The sequence below is a fragment of the Bradyrhizobium sp. SZCCHNR1098 genome, assembly GCF_032489375.1.
Taxonomy (GTDB): domain Bacteria; phylum Pseudomonadota; class Alphaproteobacteria; order Rhizobiales; family Xanthobacteraceae; genus Bradyrhizobium.
Genome location: NZ_JAUEXY010000005.1, coordinates 20,197 through 43,484, shown reverse-complemented (window position 1 = coordinate 43,484; position 23,288 = coordinate 20,197). Strand labels below are relative to the sequence as shown.

General features: G+C 66.2%; 21 protein-coding genes. 2 read left to right on the top strand and 19 right to left on the bottom strand.

From position 1 onward, the window contains the following. Positions 1 to 180: 180 nt before the first annotated feature. The 6 genes from QX135_RS12845 to QX135_RS12820 form a co-directional block, all read right to left on the bottom strand. Positions 181 to 1,560, bottom strand: a complete 1,380-nt coding sequence (locus QX135_RS12845) for a pitrilysin family protein (RefSeq protein WP_315796095.1) — start codon at positions 1,558 to 1,560, stop codon at positions 181 to 183. Beyond that, the gene (locus QX135_RS12840) at positions 1,560 to 2,945 is read right to left on the bottom strand and encodes a pitrilysin family protein (protein WP_315779026.1); all 1,386 of its coding nucleotides are present in this window, start codon (positions 2,943 to 2,945) and stop codon (positions 1,560 to 1,562) included. Before QX135_RS12840 ends, QX135_RS12845 begins: the two co-directional genes overlap by 1 nt. A gap of 176 nt (positions 2,946 to 3,121) precedes the next feature. Further along, the gene (locus QX135_RS12835) at positions 3,122 to 3,787 is read right to left on the bottom strand and encodes a hypothetical protein (RefSeq protein WP_315779376.1); all 666 of its coding nucleotides are present in this window, start codon (positions 3,785 to 3,787) and stop codon (positions 3,122 to 3,124) included. Positions 3,788 to 3,989: 202 nt separating this feature from the next. Next, on the bottom strand, positions 3,990 to 4,487 hold the full coding sequence (gene lspA / locus QX135_RS12830; protein WP_316181761.1) for a signal peptidase II: 498 nt from the start codon (positions 4,485 to 4,487) through the stop codon (positions 3,990 to 3,992). Positions 4,488 to 4,680: 193 nt separating this feature from the next. Next, a complete protein-coding gene (ileS, locus tag QX135_RS12825) occupies positions 4,681 to 7,695 on the bottom strand; it encodes an isoleucine--tRNA ligase (RefSeq protein WP_316181759.1) in 3,015 nt (1,004 codons plus the stop codon). Between the two features lie 328 nt (positions 7,696 to 8,023). Beyond that, complete coding sequence (locus tag QX135_RS12820; protein WP_315796098.1) at positions 8,024 to 9,004, bottom strand: bifunctional riboflavin kinase/FAD synthetase; 981 nt, start codon at positions 9,002 to 9,004, stop codon at positions 8,024 to 8,026. A gap of 267 nt (positions 9,005 to 9,271) precedes the next feature. Here QX135_RS12820 and QX135_RS12815 point away from each other — a divergent pair, with 267 nt between their 5' ends. Then, positions 9,272 to 9,667, top strand: coding sequence for a response regulator (locus tag QX135_RS12815; protein ID WP_315736595.1), 396 nt, complete (start codon positions 9,272 to 9,274; stop codon positions 9,665 to 9,667). A 71-nt stretch (positions 9,668 to 9,738) separates the two neighbouring features. Here the strand turns inward: QX135_RS12815 and QX135_RS12810 are convergent, their stop codons facing one another. The 11 genes from QX135_RS12810 to uvrC all read right to left on the bottom strand — a co-directional run bounded on the left by QX135_RS12810 (position 9,739) and on the right by uvrC (position 20,740). Beyond that, on the bottom strand, positions 9,739 to 10,593 hold the full coding sequence (locus tag QX135_RS12810; RefSeq protein ID WP_315736596.1) for a TIGR01459 family HAD-type hydrolase: 855 nt from the start codon (positions 10,591 to 10,593) through the stop codon (positions 9,739 to 9,741). Between the two features lie 15 nt (positions 10,594 to 10,608). Then, complete coding sequence (locus QX135_RS12805) at positions 10,609 to 12,162, bottom strand: EAL domain-containing protein (RefSeq protein ID WP_316181757.1); 1,554 nt, start codon at positions 12,160 to 12,162, stop codon at positions 10,609 to 10,611. Between the two features lie 346 nt (positions 12,163 to 12,508). Next, positions 12,509 to 13,069 carry a phage holin family protein gene (locus QX135_RS12800; RefSeq protein WP_316186543.1) on the bottom strand — a complete coding sequence of 187 codons (561 nt, stop codon included), beginning with the start codon at positions 13,067 to 13,069 and terminating at the stop codon, positions 12,509 to 12,511. 164 nt (positions 13,070 to 13,233) lie between these two features. Continuing rightward, entirely contained in the window at positions 13,234 to 13,704 is a 471-nt protein-coding gene (locus QX135_RS12795) for an endonuclease domain-containing protein (protein WP_316186541.1), read from the bottom strand. A gap of 182 nt (positions 13,705 to 13,886) precedes the next feature. Beyond that, entirely contained in the window at positions 13,887 to 15,230 is a 1,344-nt protein-coding gene (locus tag QX135_RS12790; protein WP_316161632.1) for an aspartate aminotransferase family protein, read from the bottom strand. 306 nt (positions 15,231 to 15,536) lie between these two features. After that, positions 15,537 to 16,502 (bottom strand): 50S ribosomal protein L3 N(5)-glutamine methyltransferase, encoded by a 966-nt coding sequence (gene prmB / locus QX135_RS12785; RefSeq protein ID WP_315736600.1) that lies wholly within the window; start codon positions 16,500 to 16,502, stop codon positions 15,537 to 15,539. Beyond that, complete coding sequence (locus QX135_RS12780) at positions 16,502 to 16,966, bottom strand: molybdenum cofactor biosynthesis protein MoaE (RefSeq protein WP_316181752.1); 465 nt, start codon at positions 16,964 to 16,966, stop codon at positions 16,502 to 16,504. Before QX135_RS12780 ends, prmB begins: the two co-directional genes overlap by 1 nt. A 37-nt stretch (positions 16,967 to 17,003) precedes the next feature. Further along, positions 17,004 to 17,255 carry a molybdopterin converting factor subunit 1 gene (moaD, locus tag QX135_RS12775; protein WP_315736602.1) on the bottom strand — a complete coding sequence of 84 codons (252 nt, stop codon included), beginning with the start codon at positions 17,253 to 17,255 and terminating at the stop codon, positions 17,004 to 17,006. 2 nt (positions 17,256 to 17,257) lie between these two features. Further along, a complete protein-coding gene (pgsA, locus tag QX135_RS12770) occupies positions 17,258 to 17,893 on the bottom strand; it encodes a CDP-diacylglycerol--glycerol-3-phosphate 3-phosphatidyltransferase (protein WP_315796101.1) in 636 nt (211 codons plus the stop codon). Positions 17,894 to 18,148: 255 nt separating this feature from the next. Further along, a complete protein-coding gene (locus tag QX135_RS12765) occupies positions 18,149 to 18,484 on the bottom strand; it encodes a GIY-YIG nuclease family protein (RefSeq protein WP_315736604.1) in 336 nt (111 codons plus the stop codon). A 189-nt stretch (positions 18,485 to 18,673) separates the two neighbouring features. Beyond that, a complete protein-coding gene (uvrC, locus tag QX135_RS12760) occupies positions 18,674 to 20,740 on the bottom strand; it encodes an excinuclease ABC subunit UvrC (RefSeq protein ID WP_316181749.1) in 2,067 nt (688 codons plus the stop codon). 244 nt (positions 20,741 to 20,984) lie between these two features. Here uvrC and QX135_RS12755 point away from each other — a divergent pair, with 244 nt between their 5' ends. Then, positions 20,985 to 21,620, top strand: coding sequence for a porin family protein (locus QX135_RS12755; protein ID WP_315779010.1), 636 nt, complete (start codon positions 20,985 to 20,987; stop codon positions 21,618 to 21,620). A gap of 277 nt (positions 21,621 to 21,897) precedes the next feature. On the opposite strand, the gene QX135_RS12750 is transcribed toward QX135_RS12755, so the two are convergent. Beyond that, on the bottom strand, positions 21,898 to 22,113 hold the full coding sequence (locus QX135_RS12750; protein ID WP_006612991.1) for a cold-shock protein: 216 nt from the start codon (positions 22,111 to 22,113) through the stop codon (positions 21,898 to 21,900). A gap of 253 nt (positions 22,114 to 22,366) precedes the next feature. After that, a complete protein-coding gene (locus tag QX135_RS12745; protein WP_315754756.1) occupies positions 22,367 to 23,227 on the bottom strand; it encodes a 23S rRNA (adenine(2030)-N(6))-methyltransferase RlmJ in 861 nt (286 codons plus the stop codon). Positions 23,228 to 23,288: the final 61 nt, after the last annotated feature.

Sequence of the window (23,288 nt, the reverse complement as noted above, 5' to 3'; positions counted from 1 at the left end):
GCGCCGACCCGGGACCCATACGCCGCAGCCGACGTGAGGCGGGAGGTGTCAATGACCTGCCTGCCTCAAACATCTCCCTGGAGTATGGGTCCCGGCTCAAGGCCGGGACGACACCATTTTTGTGGAGGCAGCGATGGTCAGCGACATCGAAGCGTCGCGCGACGAGAGCGCCCCGCCCGCTCAGTTCGTCTTGGTCATCGGCGCCGTGGCCGGTGCTTGCACCGGCTCGGCGGCGGCCTGCGGCGTGCGGCCGACGACCGCCGTCAGCAGGCCCTGGCTCCAGAGCTGCTTCGCCGCCTTCTTGGCGTCATCGAGCGTCACGGCCTTGACGATCTCGCTGCGCTTCTCGATGTAGTCGATCGGCATCTTGTCGAGTTGATATTGCAGCATCGCCTGGGCGAGCTTGGAGGAGGTGTCGAGCGCCAGCATCTGCGAGCCGTTGATGTAGGACTTGGCCTCGTCGAGCTCCTGCTGGGTCGGGCCTTCCTCGGCCATGCGGCGGATCTCGCCCTCGACTGCGGCGATGGTCTCGCTGGCGCGGTCGAAGCGGGTGGCGGTGTTGCCGATGAACAGCGCGGAGTGATCCATCCACAGCAGCGCGTCATAGACCGAGTAGGCGAGGCCGCGCTTCTCGCGCACCTCCTTGTAGAGCCGCGACGACAGGCCGCCGCCGCCGAGGATGTGGTTGACCACATAGGCCGCCATGAAGTTCGGGTCGTGGCGGCGGATGCCGGGCCCGCCGAAGGTGATGACGGTCTGCGGCACATCGAGCGAGACGAGGACGCGCTGCGGCGGCTTGGTGGCGATGACGTCAGGCACTGGCGTCAGGGTCGCTTTCGCCGGCAGCGCGCCGAAGGTCTGGTCCAGCAGCTTGCCGAGCGTCGCCGGATCGACGTCGCCGACGACGGCGACCTTCAGCGTGTCCTTGGCGAGAACGCGGCCGGTGTAGTCCTTGAGATCTTCGACGGTGATCGTCGGCACGCTGTCCAGCGTGCCGTTGGACGGACGGCCGTAGGGGTGGTTGGGGAAGGCGAGCTCGAGGAACTTGCGGCCTGCCAGCGAGCTCGGGTTGGTGGTCTCGCGGCGCAGGCCGGAGATCACCTGCGAGCGGATGCGCTCGATATCGGCGCTGTCGAAATGCGGCGAGGTCAGCGCGGTGCGCAGCAGCTCGAACGCCTCGTCCTTGTTGTCGCGCAGCATGCGCAGCGAGCCGCGGAATTGATCGCGCGATACCTGGAAGCTGAGCTCGATGGCGCGGCGGTCGAGCCGCTCGTGGAAGGTCTTGGAGTCGAGATCGCCGGAGCCTTCGTCGAGCAGGTCGGCGACGAGATTGCCGACGCCGGGCTTGCCAATCGGATCCTGTGAGGCGCCGCCCTGGAAGGCGTATTCCATCGCGATCAGTGGCACGGTCGCGTCCTGCACGAACCAGGCTTCGATGCCGCCGGGCGAGACCAGGCGCTGGATCTTGGTTGCGGCCTGTGCAGCCGACGTGACGGCGAGCGCTGCGGCAGCGACGGCGAGCGTGCAGGCGAAGCGGCGCGCGAAGGTCATTGTGTTCATCACGACCGCTTCTCCTCGCGCTTGGCCGCATTGTCCTTGATCAGATAGCCGGTCACGGAGCGCTTCTTGTCGAGCCACTTCTGCGCCGCTGTGCGCACCTGCTCGGCGGTCACGGCGCGAATGCGATCGGGCCAGCTCCGGATGTCCTCGATGCTCAGTCCCGTGGTGAGGCCGCCGCCATACCAGCGTGCCATCGTGGCCTGGTTGTCCTGGGCGTAGATCGCCTCCGCGATCAGCTGCGTCTTGACCCGTTCGAGATCCTCGGCGCGAACCGGGTTCTGCGCCAGCTCGGCGATCACGCTGTCGACCACCGCCTCGACCTGGGCGAACTCCACGCCGGGTCTTGGCGCGGCCGCGACCGAGAACTGGCTCGGATCCAGCGAGGTGCCCTGATAGGACGCGCTGGCGCTGATCGCGAGCGACTTGTCGATGACGAGCGCGCGGTAGAGATAGGAGTTGCTGCCGTTGCCCATCAGCTGGGCCAGCACGTCGAGCGCAGCGGATTCACCGGGCGCGGCCGTCGTCGCCGACGGCACCAGGTAGAAGCGGCGCATCGAGGGCTGCTCGACATGCGGGTCGGCCAGCGTGACCGTGCGCGGCGCCACCGGCTGCGGCTCCTGCGGCCGGAGCCGGTGCGCGGGAATGTCGCCCTGCGCGGGGATCTTGGCGAAGGTCTGCTCGACCAGCGGACGCACTTCCTTGGCGTCGGTGTCGCCGGCGATGATGAGGATCGCATTGTTGGGCGCGTAGAAGCGGCGATAGAATGCCAGCGCATCCTCGCGGCTGAGCTTTTCGATCTCCGGCTTCCAGCCGATCACCGGGCGGCCATAGGGATGATTGACGTAGAGCGCCGCCATGACCTGCTCGTTGAGCCGGGCTTCCGGAGAGTTGGCGACGCGCATGTTGTATTCTTCGAGCACGACGTCGCGCTCGGGCAGCACGTTCTCGTCCTTCAGCACCAGGCCGGTCATGCGGTCGGCCTCGAACTCCATCATCTTGGGCAGTTGGTCGCGCGGCACGCGCTGGAAGTAGCCGGTGTAGTCGACCGAGGTGAAGGCGTTCTCGTTGCCGCCGATCTTGAGCACGGTCTTGGAGAACTCGCCGGCCGGATGCTTCTCGGTGCCCTTGAACATCAGATGCTCGAGGAAATGGGCGAGGCCTGATTTACCGGGCGTCTCGTCGGCGGAGCCGACCTTGTACCAGATCATCTGCGTCACCACGGGGGTGCGGTGATCCTGGATCACGACGACCTGCAGGCCGTTGGGGAGGGTGAAGCTGGCAGGGGGCTCGGAGGCGAACGTCGTTTGCGCCGAAGCGCCGGCCGTGAACGCAATGATGGAGACGAGCGCGGCGGCGACGGGAATGAACCGGTGCGAGGACATCATGATCCTTCTGAAGGCCCGCGGGGAGGGGCGATCGGGTTTGAGCGCAGCATGCTACATCGCGCCGGACGGAGCCCGACGTCACAAAGCGGCGATGGCATGGTGCCGCCGCGAGACATTAAATTTCACTAATGCCGGCAAACGCGGCAAGTCCGGGGGGCTCCGGCGAGCAGCCGCCCTCACCGTTCCTTGCCGGTCATGATGTCCATCTGCTTGCCGGCGATCGGCTCCTGCTTGCCGGTGCCATAGGCATAGCTCGACGACGGCGTCTGATAGCCGGGCGGCGGCTGGGTCAGGCTCTCGCGCTGCGGCTCGCTGGTGAACGGCTTGGTTTCGCTGTCGCTGCCCTTGAACATGCCGAACAGGCCGCCTTTGAAGCCGAGCTGAGACGGGCTCATCATCGGGTTGTTGCTGACGCCGGGCTGGATCGGCTCGGTCGGCTTGGCGGCGGCCGTCCGCCCCATCTTCATCTCGGCCGGGGTCAGCGGGCGGGCCGCATTGACCGGATCCTTGTTGTCCTTCTTGCGCGCGGCGGCCGCGGCACGGCGCTGCTGCTCGTCGGGGTCCTTCGGCCAGTTCGGGGCATTGGCCTGGGTCGCGGCAGCCGGCGGCGGCAGATCGAGCTTGGGCGGCACGACGAGCGGCGAGCGCTCGCGATAATTGATGGTCGGCGTCTCCATGTTGGTGCCGCCGAGGCCGCGCATCAGGTTGTCGACGATCTTCTCTTCGAAGGTCTTGTCGTCTTCCTCGTCCTCCTGGGCACGGGCGACGCCCGCGGCCATGATGACGCCGATGCAAAGCGCAGCCGCCGACAGGCGCAGAGCGCGAAAGGCCGCGTGGGTCATGATCCGGCCGCTGACTTCGGTCTTGCGCATGGCTTTCCCTGTCCTCGCTTGTCCAGTGCTCGTGCTCCGACGAACCGGCCGCGAACCCACCGATTGCGATCCTCGATTCGACGGGGGCCGTCCAGGCATCGCGCCGATCTCGAAAACGTGAAGATCATCAGGCTCTTGACCCTGGATCGGCACCGGCCGGTATCGACCCGGATCAGGGCGCTTTTGCGGCGGGAGCCCCGAAGAAGGAGTCATACAGCAGGCCCGCCACCCCGGCAACGATGGCCACGTCGGCCATGTTGAAGATGTACCAGTTGTAAACCGTGCCGCCGATCTGGACGTGGAACAACGCGAAATCGACCACCGCGCCATAGGCCAGCCGGTCGATGCCGTTGCCGATGGCGCCGCCGATGATCAGGCCGAGCGCGGCCGTCGCCAGCTTGCTTTCCGCGCTCGCCATCCAGATGGCGAGGGCGACCACCGCGACGGCCTTCACCGCCATCAGTCCATATTGCGCCAGCGCGCTCTCGCTCTGCAGCCAGCCGAAGCTGATGCCGATGTTCCAGGCGAGGTAGAGGTCGAAGAACGGGGTGATCCTGACCGTGCCGCGGTTGGGCAGGTCGAACACGTACAGCAGCCACAGCTTGGAGGCCTGGTCGATGACCAGGGTGGCGAAACCGGCGATGAGGCCGAGGCGGAGGCGGGAGGTCATTGCGTGATGGCGATCATGCCGGGCCACTCGCGGCAAACACCGCTGTCGTCCCGGCGAAAGCCGGGACCCATACCGCGGATGGCCGATTGTTGAAAAAGGCTCTGGGTCATCTGTCTTTGTCTACAAAGGCGCCGGTGGCTATAGGTCCCCGCGTTCGCGGGGACGACAGTTGTGGGTGTCGTACCAGCGAGCCTCACACGCCGACCCCGAGCGCCTTCCACTCGCGCAGCGCCTGCGCGTCGCGCGGGGAGACGTCGGGGTACTCCTTGTCGTCGCCGACGCTCTCCAGGATCTTCCAGGAGCGGGCGCACTTCTTGCCCACGGCCTTCTCGACGACGACCGCTACCCCTGGCACGGCATCGAGCCGGAACGCATCGGCCGGTGCGTCGCCTTCGCGGACCTCGTAGTTCGAGGTGATGCAGACCTCGGCGAGGTCGGTATCGAACAAGGTGCCGAGCAGCGAGCGATCGGCCACATAGATGATCGGCGAGGCCTCGAGCGACGATCCGATGGTCTTGGCGGCGCGCGCGAGCTCCAGCGCGCCGGTGACGACGCGCCGGACGTTGCGGATGGTCTCCCATTTCGCGGCGAGCGCGTCGTCGCGATAACCGTCCATCGCATCCGGGAACAGCGTCAGATGCACCGACGGCTCGGCGTCGGGCCGATACATTCGCCACGCCTCGTCGGTGGTGAACGACAGCACCGGCGCCAGCCATTTCAGGATGGAATCGCAGATCAGGTCGATCGCGGTCAGCGCCGCCTTGCGCGCCACCGACGACGGCGGATCGCAATACAGTGTGTCCTTGCGGATGTCGAAATAGAACGCCGACAGCTCCGTGTTCATGAACGCAGCAAGCGACGCGATCACGGTCTTGTAGTCGAACGCGGCATAGGCGCGGCTGATCGTCTCCGCCTGCTGCGACAGCTGATGCAGCATCAGCCGCTCCAGCTCCGGCATGTCGGCGAACGCGACCGCGTCGCTGCGCTCGTAGTGATGCAGCGTGCCGAGCATCCAGCGCATGCTGTTGCGCAGCTTGCGGTAGGTCTCGATGGTGTTCTTCAGGATCTCCGGGCCGATGCGCTGGTCGTCGGCGTAGTCGGTGGCGCACACCCACAGCCGCAGGATGTCGGCGCCGGAATCCTTGATCACCTTCTGCGGCTCGACGGTGTTGCCGAGCGACTTCGACATCTTGCGGCCGTTCTCGTCGAGCGTGAAGCCGTGCGTCAGCACCACGTCGTAAGGCGCGCGGCCGCGGGTGCCGCAGCTCTCCAGCAGTGACGAGTGGAACCAGCCGCGGTGCTGGTCGCTGCCTTCGAGGTACATCACGGTGTCACGGCCGCCATCGACCTTGCGCCTGATGCCGGCGAGGCCGGGGAAGTGCACGGGGTCTTCGAGCACGAAGGCGTGGGTCGAGCCGGAGTCGAACCAGACGTCGCAGATGTCGTCGACCTTCTTCCAGTCCTCATTGGCGCGCGAGCCCAGGAAGCGCTCGCGCGCGCCGTCGGCGTACCAGGCGTCGGCGCCTTCCTTGGCGAAGGCATCGGTGATGCGGGTGTTGACGGTCTCGTCCTGCAGGATCTCGGCCGAGCCGTCGCTCTTTTCGCGCACGAACACCGCGATCGGCACGCCCCAGGCGCGCTGGCGCGAGATCACCCAGTCCGGACGGTTGGCGATCATGCCGTTGATGCGGTTCTGGCCGGCGGCCGGCACCCATTGCGTGACCGAGATCGCGTGCAGCGCGCGGGCACGCAGGGTGTCGCCGGACTTGGCCTTGCCATCGTCGGCAATATCCTTGTCCATCGCGATGAACCATTGCGGCGTGTTGCGGAAGATCACCGGCTTCTTGGAGCGCCAGGAGTGCGGGTATTGATGCTTGAGGCGGCCGCGCGCGAGCAGCATGCCGGCGTCGGTCAGCGCCTTGATGACGGCCTCGTTGGCGTCGCCCTTCTCGCCCTTGTCGTTGATGACGCGCTTGCCGGTGAAGCCCGGCGCGTGGTCGGTCAGCGCGCCGTTCTCGTCGACGGTGTAGGGGATGGTGGTGGCGATGCCGCGGCCGTCGAGCTCGCGCGCATTGGCCATCCAGACGTCGAAGTCCTCGCGACCGTGGCCGGGCGCGGTGTGCACGAAGCCGGTGCCGGTGTCGTCGGTGACGTGGTCGCCGGGCAGGAGCGGCACGGTGAAGCCGTAGCCGCCGGCGAGACCTTTCAGTGGATGCGCACATTCGACGGCATCGAGCGTATCGCCGGGGATGTCGCGCACCTTCTCATAGGCCGTGACGCGCGCCTGCTTGAACACGCCCTCGGCTAGCGCATCGGCGAGGATCAGCATGTCGCCGGTCTTGGCCCAATTGTCGGCGGGCGCATCCGTGACCTTGTAGAGGCCGTAGGCGATCTTCGGCGAGAATGAGATGGCGCGGTTGCCGGGCAGGGTCCAGGGCGTGGTGGTCCAGATCACCACCGAGGCGCCCGCAAGCGCGCCATGCGCCGGCGAGGTCACCGGAAACTTCACCCACACCGTGTCGGACTGATAGTCCTCATACTCGACCTCGGCCTCGGCGAGCGCGGTCTTCTCGACCACGCTCCACATCACCGGCTTGGAGCCGCGATACAGCGTGCCGTTGGCGGCGAACTTCATCAGCTCGCGGGCGATCTGGGCCTCGGCCGGATAGGTCATGGTGGCGTAGGGATGATCCCAGTCGCCGATGACGCCGAGACGCTTGAACTCCTCGCGCTGCACGTTGAGCCAATGATCGGCATAGGCGCGGCATTCCCTGCGGAACGCGACCATGGCGGCGGAGTCGCGGAAGTCGGGCTTGGTCTTGCCCTTCTTGCGGTAGTTCTCCTCCTCGATCTTCCATTCGATCGGCAGGCCGTGGCAGTCCCAGCCCGGCACGTAGTTGGAATCGTGGCCGAGCATCTGCTGGCTCTTGGTCACGACGTCCTTGAGGATCTTGTTCAGCGCGTGCCCGATGTGGATGTTGCCGTTGGCATAGGGCGGGCCGTCATGCAGGACGAATTTCGGCCTGTTCTTGGCGGTCTCGCGCAGCTTGCCGTAGAGGTCGATGTCACCCCAGTATTTCAGGATCTCCGGCTCGCGCTGCGGCAGGCCGGCGCGCATCGGGAAGTCCGTCTGCGGCAGATACAGGGTCTTGGAATAGTCCTTGGCGTCGGATTTTTGGGCGTCGGGCTTTTGCGGCTTTTCGGACATCGTGATCTGGCTGGCTGAGAGATGAGGCGCTGAGACGCGATTTGGATCGCGGGTGGCGGAACGAGCAGAGACATCCCGGTCTTGCGCCGAGCTCAAAGCTCAGGCGGAAGCCGGGCCGCTAATGCCGATGATGCGCCGTATCAACATGGGGCTCCCTCATAGCAGGGGGCCTGCGAAATCGCAAAGCGATCCTGCGGCAGCAACGCTGCGGGATCGTTGTTCAGCGTCATTCCGGGGCGATACGCCAGCATCGAACCCGGAATCTCGAGATTCCGGGTTCAGCCCTGGCGGGCTGCCCCGGAATGACGTCACCGATGGAGCAGGAGGATCAGCCGATCTCGCCAAGCCGCGGGAAGAGACCAGGATGGGCCGCCAGCAGAGCGCGGGCCTTGGCGCTGTCGTCGTCCATCTGCCGGATCAGGGCCTCGATGGAGCCGAATTTGGCCTCCTCGCGGATGAAGCCGATGAAGGCGACGTCCAGGACCTCGCCATAGAGGCTGCCATGGAAGTCGAACAGGAAGGTCTCGAGCAGCGGCGCACCATTGTCGAAGGTCGGCCGGCGGCCGAAATTGGCGACGCCGTCGATCAGCACCCGGCTCGCGCCGCGGCCGCGGCCGACCCGGACGGCATAGATGCCGTGGCGAAGCCCGCAATCACGGTCGAGCCGCATGTTGGCGGTGGGGTAGCCGAGGTCGCGGCCGCGCTTCTCGCCGTGGATCACCTCGGAGCTCACGAACCAGGGGCCGCCGAGCATCGCGGTCGCCTCGCTGACCTGGCCCTCCGCCAGCGCCTCGCGGATCGCGGTCGAGGACACCGGCCGCTCGTCGATGTCGACATGGGCCTGGATGTCGACCTCGATGCCGAGCTTGGGGGCCTCGTTGGCGAGCAGGCTGGGCGAGCCGACGCGGCCCTTGCCGAAATGAAAGTCGTAGCCGACCGCGATTCCGGCGATCCCCAGCCGCCCGATCAGGTCATGGTGAATGAAATCCTGCGCCGAGGTCTGGGCGCGGCCCTTGTCGAAGGCCATGACCACGGCGCCGGCAAGGCCGGTTCCGGCCAGGAGCCGCAGCTTGGCGGTCTCGTCGGTCAGGCGGAACTGCGGGGTATTGGGGCTGAAGAAGCGCCGCGGATGCGGCTCGAAGGTCAGCGCCAGCGCCGGCCGCCCCTTGGCCTTGCCCATGTCGATCGCCGCCTCGATCACGGCCCGGTGACCGAGATGGACGCCGTCGAAATTGCCCATCGCCACCACCGCGCCCCTGAGGATGTCCGACGGCGGGGTGGAATCGCGGATGATCTTGAAATCGGGCATGTGACGGAAATATCTCGCGGATTTCGGTGGGCCGCCGTCTGGCAGCGTTGCCCTCGACCGTGGGCGGCCGGCCCCGCGAAGTCAAGCCGAAGGGGTTCCTCCGCTCATGCAGCGCAGCAATAGCGACATGCAGACGCAGCGCAGTTAACGCGCTGTTTAACGGCTGATGCTACTGCTCGGAGCGGATGGCGGGGTCGGTTACGGCCCGTGCCGCAACAGCGTTTTTGTAACAGTCTGCGCGTTGTGTTCGCGTCTGGGGGAGTCAAGATGGCGGTTGATTTGACGATGCCGGTGCTCGTCGTCGACGATTACAGCACCATGATCCGTATCATCAGGAATCTTCTCAAGCAGATCGGGTTCGAGGACATCGACGATGCCAGCGACGGCTCGATGGCGCTGAACAAGATGCGCGCCAAGAAATACGGCCTCGTGATCTCCGACTGGAACATGGAGCCGATGACCGGCTACGACCTGCTCCGCGAGGTCCGTGCCGATCCGAACCTGGCGACCACGCCCTTCATCATGATCACGGCGGAATCCAAGACCGAGAACGTGATCGCGGCCAAGAAGGCCGGCGTGAACAACTATATCGTCAAGCCGTTCAATGCCGCGACGCTGAAGACCAAGATCGAGGCGGTGTTCCCGGACATGGCGACGGCCTGAAGCCCGCCTGATCCACTCCCACAGGACAGACGCCCGGCACTCGGCCGGGCGTTTTTCGTTTCAGGATCCGTTCACCACTTCAATTCGCGCATCAGCGCGCGGGGCGGGTGGCCGAACAGCTCCTTGACCGAGGCCGGGTCGAGCTGCTCGACGCCGGCGAATTCCTCGGAATGGATGCCGCGGGTCACGAACAGGCAGTCGATGCCGAAGCCGTGCGCGCCGGCCAGATCGGTGCGGACGGAATCGCCGATCGCCAGCACCTCCTCGCGCGCGACCGGCCGGCCGGCGTGCTGCTCGGCCAGCATCATGGCGCGCTCGTAGATCGGCCGGTGCGGCTTGCCGTAGAAGATCACCTCGCCGCCGAGCTCGCGGTAGAGCTCGGCGATGGCGCCGGCGCAATAGATCAGCCGGTCGCCGCGCTCGACCACGATGTCCGGATTGGCGCAGATCAGCGGCAGCCTGCGCTCGCGGGCGCGCAGCAGCATCGGCCGGTAGTCCTCGGCGGTCTCGGTCTCGTCGTCGTAGAGGCCGGTGCAGATGATGTAGGAGGCTTCCTCCAGCGGCGACAGCGCCAGGTCGAGACCGCGATGGATGGAGTTGTCGCGCTCGGGGCCGAGCCAGAACACCTTGCCGCCGGGATGATCGGCCACGTAGTGGCGGGTCAAATCGCCGGAGGAGACGATGGCGCTGTAGACCTCGTCGGCGACGCCGAGCTTGCGCAACTGGCGCTGGACCGAATCGGCCGGACGCGGTGCGTTGGTGATCAGGATCACCGTACCGCCCTGGCGGCGAAAGTGGTGCAGCGCGTCGCAGGCGTCGGGGAAGGACTCCAGCCCGTTATGGACCACGCCCCAGATGTCGCTCAGCAAAACCTGCTTGCGGCCGACAAGATCGCGCAGCCGCTCTTCGAAGCGGAGAACGGTCATGGCAGGCGGCTGATCTCAGATGGTGCCGGCGACACGGCGGGCGAGGGCGGCATTGCCGCTGCGCGTCGGAGCGTTGGTGTGTGACACGTCGAGAGAGGTGGTGCCGGCGGCATTGGGGTCCTGAATCTTGATGTCCTGCCCGCCCGATGGGCCGGCGGCGGCATCGCCGGTAGCAGATGCGCCCTCCGGTCGCAATGGGCGGGGCGGCGCGAACAGGAAGCCCTGGCCGAAGCGGACGTCGTAGTCGAGCAGGTCGACGACGCTGTTCTCGCCTTCGATCCGCTCGGCGATCAGGTCGATGCCGAAGCGGCCCAGCAGATCGGAGAGATCGGTTGGATGAATGTCCGAGGCCGAGCTCTGCTTGGGGTCGAGCAGCAGCACGGCCGGAACCTTGATGAAGCGGACACCGCGATCAGCGAGCTCGCGCGGCTCGAACCGGAGGTCGGTGACGTGGTCGATCGAGAAGCGGTAGCCGCGCTGCGCCAGGGCCGCGAGGTGCTCGGTCTCGGTCGGGCCCAGGCTGCGAAAGGTCGACTGCTTGAATTCGAGCACGAAGGACGGCGCCAGGGCGCGATTGGCTTCGAGGAAATCGAGGCATTGTGAAAAGTTTGCAGGGCTGCTCAGGGTGGCCGAGGAGATGTTGCAGAAGATGCCGACGTCCTTGTTGCGAACCATCAGGCGGCGAAGCACCTGGACGCAGCGAAGCAGGACCATGTGGTCGATGCGCCCGACCAGGCCGGCGGCTTCCGCGATGCCGATGAAGTCCTCGGCCGCGACCACCTGATCGCGCTCGTCGCGTAGCCTGGTTACGGCCTCGTAGAAGCGCACCTTGCGCTGCGGCAGCGTTACCAGCGGCTGCAGATAGATGTCGAGGCGGTTGTCCTCGATCGCACCTTTGACCGCGGCGAGGATCTGCGGCTGGCTGCGCGGCACGGCGGGGGCAACCGGCGCCGACGGAGCTGGCGTCGTGATCTTGGAGGCTGCTGGCACGGCAGCGACCGCCGGGGCCTGCGGTTTGGAGGTCTCGGCCACCTTCTGCTCGACGCCGCTCGACGGCAGCGCGTTCATCTCGAGCGCGCCGCTGGAGGAAGCGGTCGCCGGGAGCGGGCGATCGGCGTCGCGAACCGCGCTGGCCCCAGCTCCCGGCGGTGTTGCCGGCGGGATGGCCGCGATCAGGTCCTCGTGCTGGGCCACGGTGACGGCGAGCTGCTTCATCAGTCCGCCGAGCTCATTGATCTCGCCGATGACCCCTTGCAGGCGATCGGCGCTGACCGAGCTCGACGACACGATGCGTCCCTCGACCGCCGACAGCCGTCGGCCGAACTCGGCGACCTGGCGCGCGAGGTCGGCGGTGCCGCGTGACAGATCGGCGATCTGGCTGCCGACATCGGTGCGGTCGCGCAGCCGCATCGACACGGCGTTGTAGAGAATCAGGAAGGTCAGTGCGGTGAGCGCGACGATCGCCGATTCCGAGCCACTGATACCGGCCACCGAATACAGGATCAGGCCGAGCGAGGCCGCGACCAGAACCATACAAACGGCAATGAAAATCGTGGAGATACGGATCATGCTGCGCGGCGCTCCCAACCGAACGCAACCTTAGCACTTCTGTTGATTCGCGAGGATAGTGGGCGGGATTCAAATACCGGGAGACGCCGATGAATTCTCGTCTGCGTGTCATTTACGCAAGTTCAGCTCGGCAAGCGGAGTGTCATCGTAGTGTCGCGGGTCCGTAGAACGCCGGAGTACGCGCCGTGCGGAGTCCAGACATCTTCAGACATGCTCGCGACGCCCTTCGGCTGATCGGCGCATGTAGGCGCTCCAGGAGCGGCAGCGATCCCGGCGCGGATCAGCTCAACTGAGCCGGTTATGCTTCGATGTCCGTCGAACCGCGCCTGTCGCTGTCCGGGCAGGCTCACTTGCTGCGGTGACGCCTGCGCAGGGCGGCCACGCCGAGCAGCAGTGCCGCAACGGCGACACCGACGGGCACGTTGACCCGTCCGAGTGCGCCCGCAACTCCGCTCGCGTGATTCGGCGACGTCGATGACGGCGCCAAGGGGATGGTGTCGGGATCGATCTCGTCCGCATCGGGTTCCTGGGCCACCGGCGCGGCGATCGCCACGCGCAGCCGGCTGGAGAGTGAAGGATAATGCGGCGACGGGCTGCGGAGCTTCACCGCGGCGATGATCGCGCAGATCACCGCCAGCGCGACCAGGATGCCGCCGACCACCGCGAACGCGGTGAACAGGCCGTAGGTCATTTCCACCCAGCGGAACAGCGCCGCCAGCCCGACAATGCAGGCGGCGATCAGGAAGACGCCCGCAGTGGCGAACATCCCGGCCGCGACGGCGTAGGACGTCACGGTGCCGGTGGCCTGTCGCGCGCGGTCACGTATGTAGGACTGGGTCGCGCGCTTGACGCGGTTGAGCCTCTGCTCGAGTCCCAAGCGCAACAGCTCTCCTGGCGGTGCAAGCATGCGCGTCCTCCGACAATCCGTTCGCCGCGCAAACCGCCGGCTCGCGACATGAACGTGGAGGATTTGCGAAGGTTCCCGGCGGGAAGGCGGGTGCAGATCGGGCGCCGTTGCCTCTCCCTGCGGCGCAACGTCGAGATCGTCCTTAAGCTAGGACAGCGTGAATGTCATGGCTGCCTGCCTCTGGTCCTCTTGGGGCTTTTGTCGCGCGTGTCGTCTTTGCCGCTCGCGCAACTCTCTCCGCTCCCTCCCCCCTTGTGGGGGAGGGCCGGGGAGGGGGGTAGGCCGCGGGCTTGATTGGCAAGGGCCTGGCGGATCGCCTCAACGACGCCTTCGAGGTTCGACGTCACTTGCGCGTTGGTAAACCGAAGGACTTCAAATCCTTCGGTTGCAAGGAACTCGTCGCGCTTGGCATCTTTTGCTTGGCGCTGAGCGAAATCGTGTGACTCGCCGTCGAGCTCGATCACGAGCTTTGCCGAGAAGCAGAAAAAGTCCGCGATATAGTTTTGAATTGGTACCTGACGGCGAAAATTCACGCCGTCCATTCGGTTCGCCTTGATATACCTCCATAGCAGCGTCTCGGCACGCGTCATCGCTTGGCGAAGTTGCTTCGCTCTGTTGCGCTGGCGGTCGCTCACGACTGCTTGCGGCATCCTAGGCTACCCCCCTCCCTACCCCTCCCCCACAAGGGGGGAGGGAACGGATAGTTCGGCGACTATGGAAGCATAGCAAATGCTCCGCTGGGGCGAGGCGCCCGCAGATAAAAATGGCGGCTCTTTGAGCCGCCATTTTGCTTGCTGACGTTTTATCGTCGCGCGGCCTACGCCACGGCCTTGATGACCTTGCCGACCTTCTCGATGATCTCGCCGACCTGATCCTCGCTGACGATCAGCGGCGGGGTCAGCGCCAGCGTGTCGCCGGCGATGCGCAGCATCAGGTCGTTGTCGTGGAAAGCGGTCTCCATCGCCGAGTAGCCGCGTTTGCCGGCCGCGTCCGGCAGCGAGGCGAGATCGATGCCCGCGGTGAGACCGACGGTGCGGATGTCGAGCACGTTGGGCAGGCCCTTCAGCGACATCACCGCGTCGGCGAACTTCGGCTCGATCGCGCGGGCGTGCTCGAACAGCTTGTCGTCGCGATAGATGTCGAGCGTGGCGAGGCCGGCGGCGCAGGCGATCGGATGCGCCGAGTAGGTGTAGCCGTGGGTGAACTCGACCATGTGCTCGGGGCCGCTCATGAAGGCGTCATGGATGGTGTCGCGCACCAGCACGCCGCCCATCGGGGCCGCGCCGTTGGTGACGCCCTTGGCGAAGGTGAGAAGGTCAGGCGTCACGCCGTAGCGCTCGGCGGCGAAGGCGTAGCCGAGGCGGCCGAAGCCGGTGATGACCTCGTCGAAGATCAAGAGGATGCCGTGCTTCTGGGTGATCTCGCGCAGCCGCTTGAGATAGCCCTTCGGCGCCGGGATCACGCCGGTCGAGCCGGCCATCGGCTCGACGATCACGGCGGCGATGGTGTTGGCGCCGTGCAGGTTGACGAGGTTCTCGAGCTCATCGGCGAAGTGCGCGCCGTATTCCGGCTCGCCCTTGGTGAAGGCCTGCTTCTCGCGGTCATAGGTGGCCGGGATGTGGTCGACGCCGGTCAGCAAGGTGCCGAACAGCTTGCGGTTGTTGACGATGCCGCCGACCGAGGTGCCGCCGAAGCCGACGCCGTGATAGCCGCGGACGCGGCCGATCAGGCGGGTGCGGCTGCCCTGGCCGTTGATCTGGTGGTAGGCCAGCGCCATCTTCAGCGCGGTGTCGGCCGCCTCCGAGCCGGAGTTGCAGAAGAACACGTGATCGAGGCCGGCGGGCGCGAGGTCGGCGATGCGGTTCGCCAGCTCGAAGGCCTGGGGAATGCCGAACTGGAACGGCGGCGCGTAGTCGAGCGCCGCGGCCTGCTTGCCGATCGCCTCGGCGATCTGGCTGCGGCCGTGGCCGGCATTGCAGCACCACATACCGGCGGCAGCGTCGATGATCTTGCGACCATCGACGGTGATGTAGTGCATGTCCTTGGCACCGGCGAGCAGGCGCGGGTTCTTCTTGAAGGCGCGGTTCGCGGTGAACGGCATCCAATGCGCGGCAAGATCATTCGGAACGGTGACGGCGGGGCGGGGGCTCTTGTCCAGCATGGGGACCTCTCGGACGGTTGTGCGACGGCGGCAGCATGATCCGGAAAGGTGGCGAACCGGTGCCAGAAAAGCTTGCCGAAACGGATCGTGCTTGATGGGCCTGAATGCGTACGCCGACGTTGTCAGCCGCTGATCCGGGCCGGCTGCAAGTTATCAGCTTCGCGCGCAGACGGAAATGTCAAAGGTCCGGCGTTCCTGCTGCCCTGGTGAGCGGATTCTGCACAGCAGCAGCAGATTGTGCCGCATATTGGAAGTCGCCGCGTCATTTCGCGCCAACCGCGCGGGTGTGCCTCAGGCAGCCGCGTCTCAGACGAGATCGCGCGCGGTGATCCAGAACACCTCGCCCTCGGAGTCCTCAGTGTCGAGCCAGAGCAGCGGCAGGTCGGGATACGCCGCCTCGATCTGCGGACGGTCGCGGCCGACCTCGCACAACAGCCCGCCTTCGGCGGTCAGGTGGTCGCGCGCCTGGCCGAGGATGCGGTGGATGATGTCGAGGCCATCAGCGCCGCCATCGAAGGCCAGCGCCGGCTCGGCGCGGCATTCCCGCGGCAAGCCGGCCATGCCCTCAGCATCGACATAGGGCGGATTGGTGATGATCAGGTCGTAGCGGCGCTGGCTGAGGGGGGCGAACAGGTCGCCGCGGTGCAGCGAGACGCGCCCGGAGAGATCGTAGGCGGCGACGTTCTTCGCCGCGACGGCGAGCGCATCCTTGGAGATGTCGACCGCGTCGATCACCGCATTGGGGAAGTGGCGGCTGGCCAGGATCGCCAGGCAGCCGGAGCCGGTGCAGAGGTCGAGCACGCTGTCCACGGCCAGGGGATCGTCGATCAGCGAGGTGCCGTCGCCCTCGGCGCCACCGAAATGCGTCTCCAGCAGCTCGCCGATGAACGAGCGCGGCACGATGACGCGCTCGTCGACATAGAACGGCAGGCCGCGCATATAGACCTTGTTGACCAGATACGCCGCCGGCTTGCGCGTGGTGATTCGGGCCGAGATCAGGTCGAGGATCGTCTTGCCTTCGGCGGCGGTGACCCGGGCCGTGACGAAGGTCTCGAACTGATCGGGGCGCAGATGCAGCGCCTCGCCGATCAGGAAGGCGGCCTCGGACACCGGATCGGTGGTGCCGTGCGCGAACACCAGATCGGCGTTCTGGAAGCAGCTCACGGCGTAGCGCAGGTAGTCGAGCAGGCTCACCAGCTCGCCCGCATTGACCTTCGGCAGCCTCAGTGCCGCCGCCTTGCGCGGCGCTGCCGTCTTGACCGTCTTCGCCATCACCTTGTCCAGCGCGCTGCGGCGGCGTCATCGTGGCTCCTGGCCTCGACCCAGCTGCCGCCGTCCTCGGTTTCCTCGCGTTTCCAGAATGGCGCGTTGGTCTTGAGATAATCCATCAGGAACTCCGCGGCCTCGAACGCCGCCTGGCGGTGGCTCGACGCGGTCACCACCAGCACGATGTTCTCGCCCGGCCGGATCCGGCCGAATCGGTGAATCACGGTCAGACCCTGCAGCGGCCAGCGCGTCATCGCCAGTTCGGCATGGCGCATGATCTCCGCTTCCGCCATCCCGGGATAGTGCTCGAGCGTCAGCGCGCTGATCGGCGTGTCATGGTCGTTGCCGCGGCACAGGCCGGAGAAGGTGACGACGGCGCCGATGTCGGTGCGGCCATGGCTGAGCGCCGCGATCTCGGCGGCGGTGTCGAAATCCTCGTGCTGCACGCGGACGGTGACGATCGCGGTCATGATGCCGTGTCCTGGTCTGCCGGTCCGGCGCTCGGCCTCAGCCGCCGGTCATCGGCGGGAAGAACGCGATCTCGCGGGCGCCGGCGATGGCCGCATCCGGCTGCACATGGGTCTGGTCGATGGCGGTGCGGATCACCTTGGGCTTTTCGAACGCATAGGCGTAGTCCTCGCCCTGCGCGCTGAGCCAGGCGATCAGCTCGCTGACCGTGCGGACATCCGCCGGCGGCTCGATGGTCTCCTCGGCCTTGCCGATGCGCTCGCGCACCCAGGCGAAATACTTCACCTTCATCGCTAGTCTGCCTCGATGAGGTGGTGGATGCCGGCGCGGAAATAGTCGTAGCCGGTGTAGATGGTGAAGACCGCCGACAAGCCGAGCAGCCAAATTCCGATCCCGCTCACGATCGGGCCAACGGCCGTCGAGATCTGGGCGACCGCGGCATCGCCCGCCTCGCCCGCGAGCAGGAAGCCGATTGCCACCAATTGCATCGTGGTCTTCCATTTGGCGACCTTGGTCACCGGCACAGAGACGCGCAGTGCGGCGAGATATTCGCGCAGGCCCGACACCAGGATCTCGCGGCACAGGATCACAATGGCCGCCCACAGCGACCAGTTCTGGATGGTGCTGTCGGCGGCCAGCATCAGCAGGCAGGAGGCGACCAGAAGCTTGTCGGCGATCGGGTCGAGCATACGGCCGAATGCCGATTGCTGGTTCCAGATCCGCGCGAAATGACCGTCGAGATAGTCGGTGATCCCAGCCGCAATAAACACCGCGACGGCGACCCAGCGGAGCCACAAAGGATACATCCAGACCGACTGCGCGTAGATGCAGCCGACCACGACCGGTATCGCGGCGATGCGCGCATAGGTCAGGATGTTCGGCAGGGACGTCGACGTCTTGCTGGGCACGCGTGTGGTCGCAATATTCATCCCGTGTACCAATACTGATGCCGTGCGAACGTCAACCTTCGAGCCGAGCCGCCCGGACAGGATGACGCAGATATGACGCAAATCGCAACAAAGCCTTGCGGAGATAGGAACTCTCGCGCGCGAGGCAACGCGAGCCGCAACGCTTCATTAAGCAACCGGACGCGGTCGCGCCAGTGCCCAGATCGGCGGCCGCGACGCGTGGCCGCGACCTTATTGCAGTGCGGTGACAGCCGGGCGAATGCTTGAGCGGAAGCCTCAGATGGCCTCCGCGCCATGCACCGCGCACCAATGCGCCTGGCGTTCCGCGAACACGCGGTCGCGGACATAGGCCAGCGTCTCCTCATCGAACGTCTCGATCACCTCAAGACTGAACGCGTCAGGGCCGTGGGCGGTCCACGCCGCCTGCAGTCCGCCGCGGCGGTGGCCGCCCTGGCGCAGGGTGAACCACAGCCGGTTCTGGATCTTGTCGAGATCCGGCGCGCAGCCGATCCAGCGCTCGCCGGTGGCGGCGCAGGTGACGGCAAAGATGCCGGCAGGGCTCTTGCGCTCCTTATAGGCGGCGACGGCCACCTTGCGCTGGTCGGGGGTCATGACGGGCTCCTGATTATCACCCGGGCGTATATCGGATATTTCTATCCGGGTAAAATACTTTCTGCGTGCTGGCAGCGCCGTCGGGAGGCGGCGGGCCCGGCCGCTCCGCCATTCCGGGCTCGCTGCGGGCTCCCCCGAAATGAACGGGCGGAGAGGACCGGGCTTGCGCCGGATCGGGAGGTCGCAGCCTCAACCCGCGTTGCTGTGAAAATATTCGAAGATCTTCCGCGCGCTCTCCGCACTCACGCCCGGCACCTTGCCGAGATCGGCGATCGAGGCGCGCTCGATCTCCTTCAGCGTGCCGAAATGGTGCAGCAGCGCGCGCTTGCGCGACGGACCGATGCCGGGGATCTCCTGCAGGCCGGCCTCGCGGATGTCCTTCTTGCGCAGCTTGCGATGTGAGCCGATGACGAAGCGATGTGCCTCGTCGCGCAGCCGCTGGATGAAATACAGCACGGGGTCGCGCGGCTCGAGCTTGATCGCCTCCCGCTCCGGGATGAACAGCGTCTCGCGGCCGGCGTCGCGATCAGGGCCCTTGGCGACCGACATCAGCGCGACGTTGGTGACGCCAAGCTCGGTGAAGATCTCGCGGACGGCATTGAGCTGGCCGCGGCCGCCGTCGATGATGACGAGGTCGGGCCATTGCGGCACGTCGTCCTCCTTCGCCGCGCGCGCGACGTCCTTCTCCGACGGCGACACCAGCCGCTTGAAGCGGCGCTGCAGCACCTCCTTCATCATGGCGTAGTCGTCGCCGGGCGTGAGACCTTCCGACTTGATGTTGAACTTGCGGTACTGGTTCTTCATGAAGCCGTCGGGGCCGGCGACGATCATCGCGCCGACCGCGTTGGTCCCCTGGATGTGGCTGTTGTCGTAGACCTCGATGCGCTTCGGGACCTGCGGCAGGCCGAGCGTCGTCGTCATCGCCTCCAAGAGGCGGCTCTGCGTTGCGGTGTCGGCGAGCTTGCGGCCCAGCGCCTCGCGCGCATTGGTCAGCGCATGGATGACGAGGTCCTTCTTCTCGCCGCGCTTCGGGCAGGACACCTCGACCTTGTGGCCGGCCTTGACGCACAGCGCCTCGGCGAGCAACTCGGCTTCCTCGATCTCGTGCGACAGCAGGATCAGCTTCGGAGGCGGCTTGTCGTCGTAGAACTGCGTGATGAACGCCGACAGCACCTCCTCCGGCAGATAGCTCTTCTCCGCGCGCGGGAAGTAGGCGCGGTTGCCCCAGTTCTGGCCGGTGCGGAAGAAGAACACCTCGACGCAGGAATAGCCGCCCTCCTGGTGGATGGCGAACACGTCGGCTTCCTCGACGGTGCGCGGGTTGATGCCCTGCTGCGAGGAGATCGCCGACAGCGCCGCGAGGCGGTCGCGATAGACAGCGGCAGTCTCGAATTCGAGCTCGCCAGACGCCTTCTCCATTTCGGTCGCCAGCAGCGCCTTCACCGCCTGGCTGCGTCCGGACAGGAAGTCGGTCGCCTCGCGCACGAGCTCGGTGTAGCCGGGGAAGTCGATCTCCTGGGTGCAGGGCCCGGCGCAGCGGCGGATCTGGTGCAACAGGCAGGGGCGGGTGCGGCTCTCGAAGAACGAATCGGTGCAGGAGCGGATCAGGAAGGCGCGCTGCAGCGCCGTGATGGTGCGGTTGACGGCGCCGGCCGAGGCGAACGGACCGAAATAACGCCCGGGTCGCGACTGCGCGCCGCGGTGCTTGAGGATCTGCGGCGCCCAATGGTCGCCGGTGATCAGGATGTAGGGGAACGACTTGTCGTCGCGCAGCTGCACGTTGAAGCGCGGCTTGAGCTGCTTGATCAGGTTGGCTTCGAGCAGCAGCGCCTCGGTCTCCGTGGTGGTGGAGACGATCTCGACAGTCACGGTGGCGGCGATCATGCGCAGGATGCGCGCCGGCAGCGGCGCGTTGGCGCGGGCGTAGGACGACAGCCGCTTTTTGACGTTCTTGGCCTTGCCGACATAGAGCACGTCATGGGCTGCGTTGAGCATGCGGTAGACGCCGGGCGAGGTCGGCGCCAGCCGCACCGCGTTCTCGATCGCGGCATGGCCGATCGCCAGCGGGCCCTCGCCGACCGCCTCCAGGCTCTCCTCGGCCAGCTCCGGCAGCCGGCCGTCATCGTCCTCGTCCGCAGCTGGGGCGGCGGGATCGAGGTCGGGCGTGTCGATGGCCTCGGGGGGCAGGTCGGCAGAGGCGCCACGCCGGCTCGGGGGCGTCGGCGCCTTGGATGGGTCGGAGCTGTGGGTGGTCATGTCCAACAAATTAAGCGCTGCCGCGCCGCCTCGCCAGCTTGCGATGGCGCCATGCACAGGGCAGGGCGGTAACGCTTCGTTAAGCACGTTAATGGCCGGGTAACCCGGCTTAACAACGGCTTAACCTAAAACTCTCGATAAAAGCTCACGAAAGAAGCGAGAGTTCCGTAACCACGTCGGCCCGCGCAGCACAGTCGCGCGGCGCATGCTCCGGGTGGTGACGGCGAGTTGCGTGGAGTGAGCGATGAACAGGTTCTTGGTCGGTGCTGCCGCCGCGGCGGGCTTTGGCGCGGCGGCTCTCGGATCGGTCTCGGCGCAGGCGGCCGATCTCGGCTATGGGCGCGGCGCGCCCTATACCGTGAACCAGCCCCTCAACGCCTATAGCTGGGCCGGCCCCTATCTCGGCGGCACGCTGGGCTACGAATGGGGCACCGTCGGCAACAACCCGACCAAGCCGTCCGGTCTCACCGGCGGCCTGACCGCGGGATACAATTGGCAGAACGGCCCATGGGTGTTCGGCGCCGAGGGCGACATCAACCTGACCGGCGCCAACGACACCTTCGCGCCGTGGAAGTTCTCGAACCCGTGGTTCGGCACATTGCGCGGCCGCGCCGGCTACGCCTTCAACAACATCCTGTTCTACGGCACCGGCGGCCTCGCCTTTGGCGGCCTGCGCGCCGAGACCTTCGGTCTTTCGGAATCGCACACCACGGTGGGCTGGACGCTCGGCGCCGGCACCGAGTTCGGCCTGGCGCAGAACTGGACCGCCAAGATCGAGTATCTCTACGTCGATCTCGACAGCAGCAATTTCGTGATCACGGGGGCGAAGAACGACTATCGGTTTGGAATTGTGCGCGCAGGCATCAACTTCCACTTCTGATGGCAACCAGGGAATAGGAAGAAGAAACGTCCAACGACAACCTCCCGGCCGCTCGCGCGGCTGGGATTTTTTTGTCGGAGTCCCTTTTGTCGTAGCGCTCCGTGCAATCTGGAGGCATGCGCGCATCGCGCGCGGCCTGCACGTACGAGCCGGCAATGCTGTGCACGCGAGCCGGCGGCGCTGCCGGCAGCTTCCAAACGAACGAATGAGATGCCGTCGAGGCGCCCGCGGCTGCAGTCTCACGCTGGTGCGTGAACCGTTGCCTGGTGGGCTCGCCCTAAGACGACAGGACCAGGTTCACCGCCTTCGGGCCCTTGCCCTTCTTGTCCGGCTCGACCTCGAAGCTGATCCGTTGTCCCTCGGTCAGATCCTTCAGGCCCGCGCGCTCCACCGCCGTGATGTGCACGAACACGTCGCGTCCACCGTCGTCCGGCTTGATGAAGCCGTAGCCGCGCTCACCATTGAAGAACTTGACCGTCCCAGTCATGGCCATCGGGAAACTCCTCCCCCGCAATGCTTCCTCCACTGCGCGCTCTGCGCAGCGTCCGACCGGACATCACTTTGATCGGAAAGCGTTGGCCACCTTAACGCCCAGCGCTCGCCACGCCGGATCGTCTGGATCTTGTTAGGCCTTGATCACCCCGCCGCAACCATTCGCGGAAGCGGAACGTAAAGCCAGTCTTACAATCAGACACAATAATACGGTTCCGCGCCGATTGACTACGGCTTTTCGACCAGTCGCCGTTTCAAGCTTTGGGGAATTCGATCCGGAAGCGCGCCGCGCCGCCCTGGCCGAGCGGCTTCTGCAGTTCCTGCAGGATGAGCTTCAACTCGTCATGCAATGTCCAGGGCGGGTTGACGATCAGCAGCCCGGTCGAGGTCAGCGCCTCGCCTTCGATCTGCGGCGCAACACTGAACTCGATCCGCAGCACCTTGCCCGGCGGCTTGGCCGCGGCCGCGAGCGCCGCGACGCGATCGGTCAGCTCTTCCGTCGCGCGCCGGCTCTTGGCGGGATACCACAGCACGTAGATACCGGTGGTCCACTTTGCGAAGGCCGCAGCAAAGCGATCGGCGAGCCGCTCGAACTCATCCTTGGCCTCGAACGCCGGATCGATCAGCACCACGCCCCGGCGCTCGTTCGGCGGCACGAAGGCGGGCAGGGCGACCCAGCCGTCGAGATCGACGACGCGGGCCTGGGTGTCGCGGCGCAACTGATCGATCAGCTGTTTGCGAGGGATCGGTGCGAGCTCGCAAAGGGTCATGCGGTCCTGCGGCCGCAGCAGCGCCCGGGCGATCAGCGGCGAGCCGGGATAGGCAACCAGCTCGGCCTTCGGATTGAACGATCTGATGATGTCGAGATAGGGCGACAAGAGTGCATAGGCCTGCTCGGAGAAGCGCGCCTGCAGCACGCGAGCGATGCCGGTGAGGAACTCGCCACTGCGGATGGCCTCGTCGCCGGTGAGATCGTACAGGCCAGCGCCGGCATGGGTGTCGATCACCCGGAACGCAGCGGGCTTCTCCTGGAGGTAGACCAGGATGCGCGTCAGCACGATGTGCTTGATGACGTCGGCAAAGCCGCCGGCGTGAAAGGCGTGTCGGTAGTTCATGCGGCACGAGTTACGCCGTTCCGCGTCAAAAGGGTACCCCGTCGATGCGCCGGATGGATCC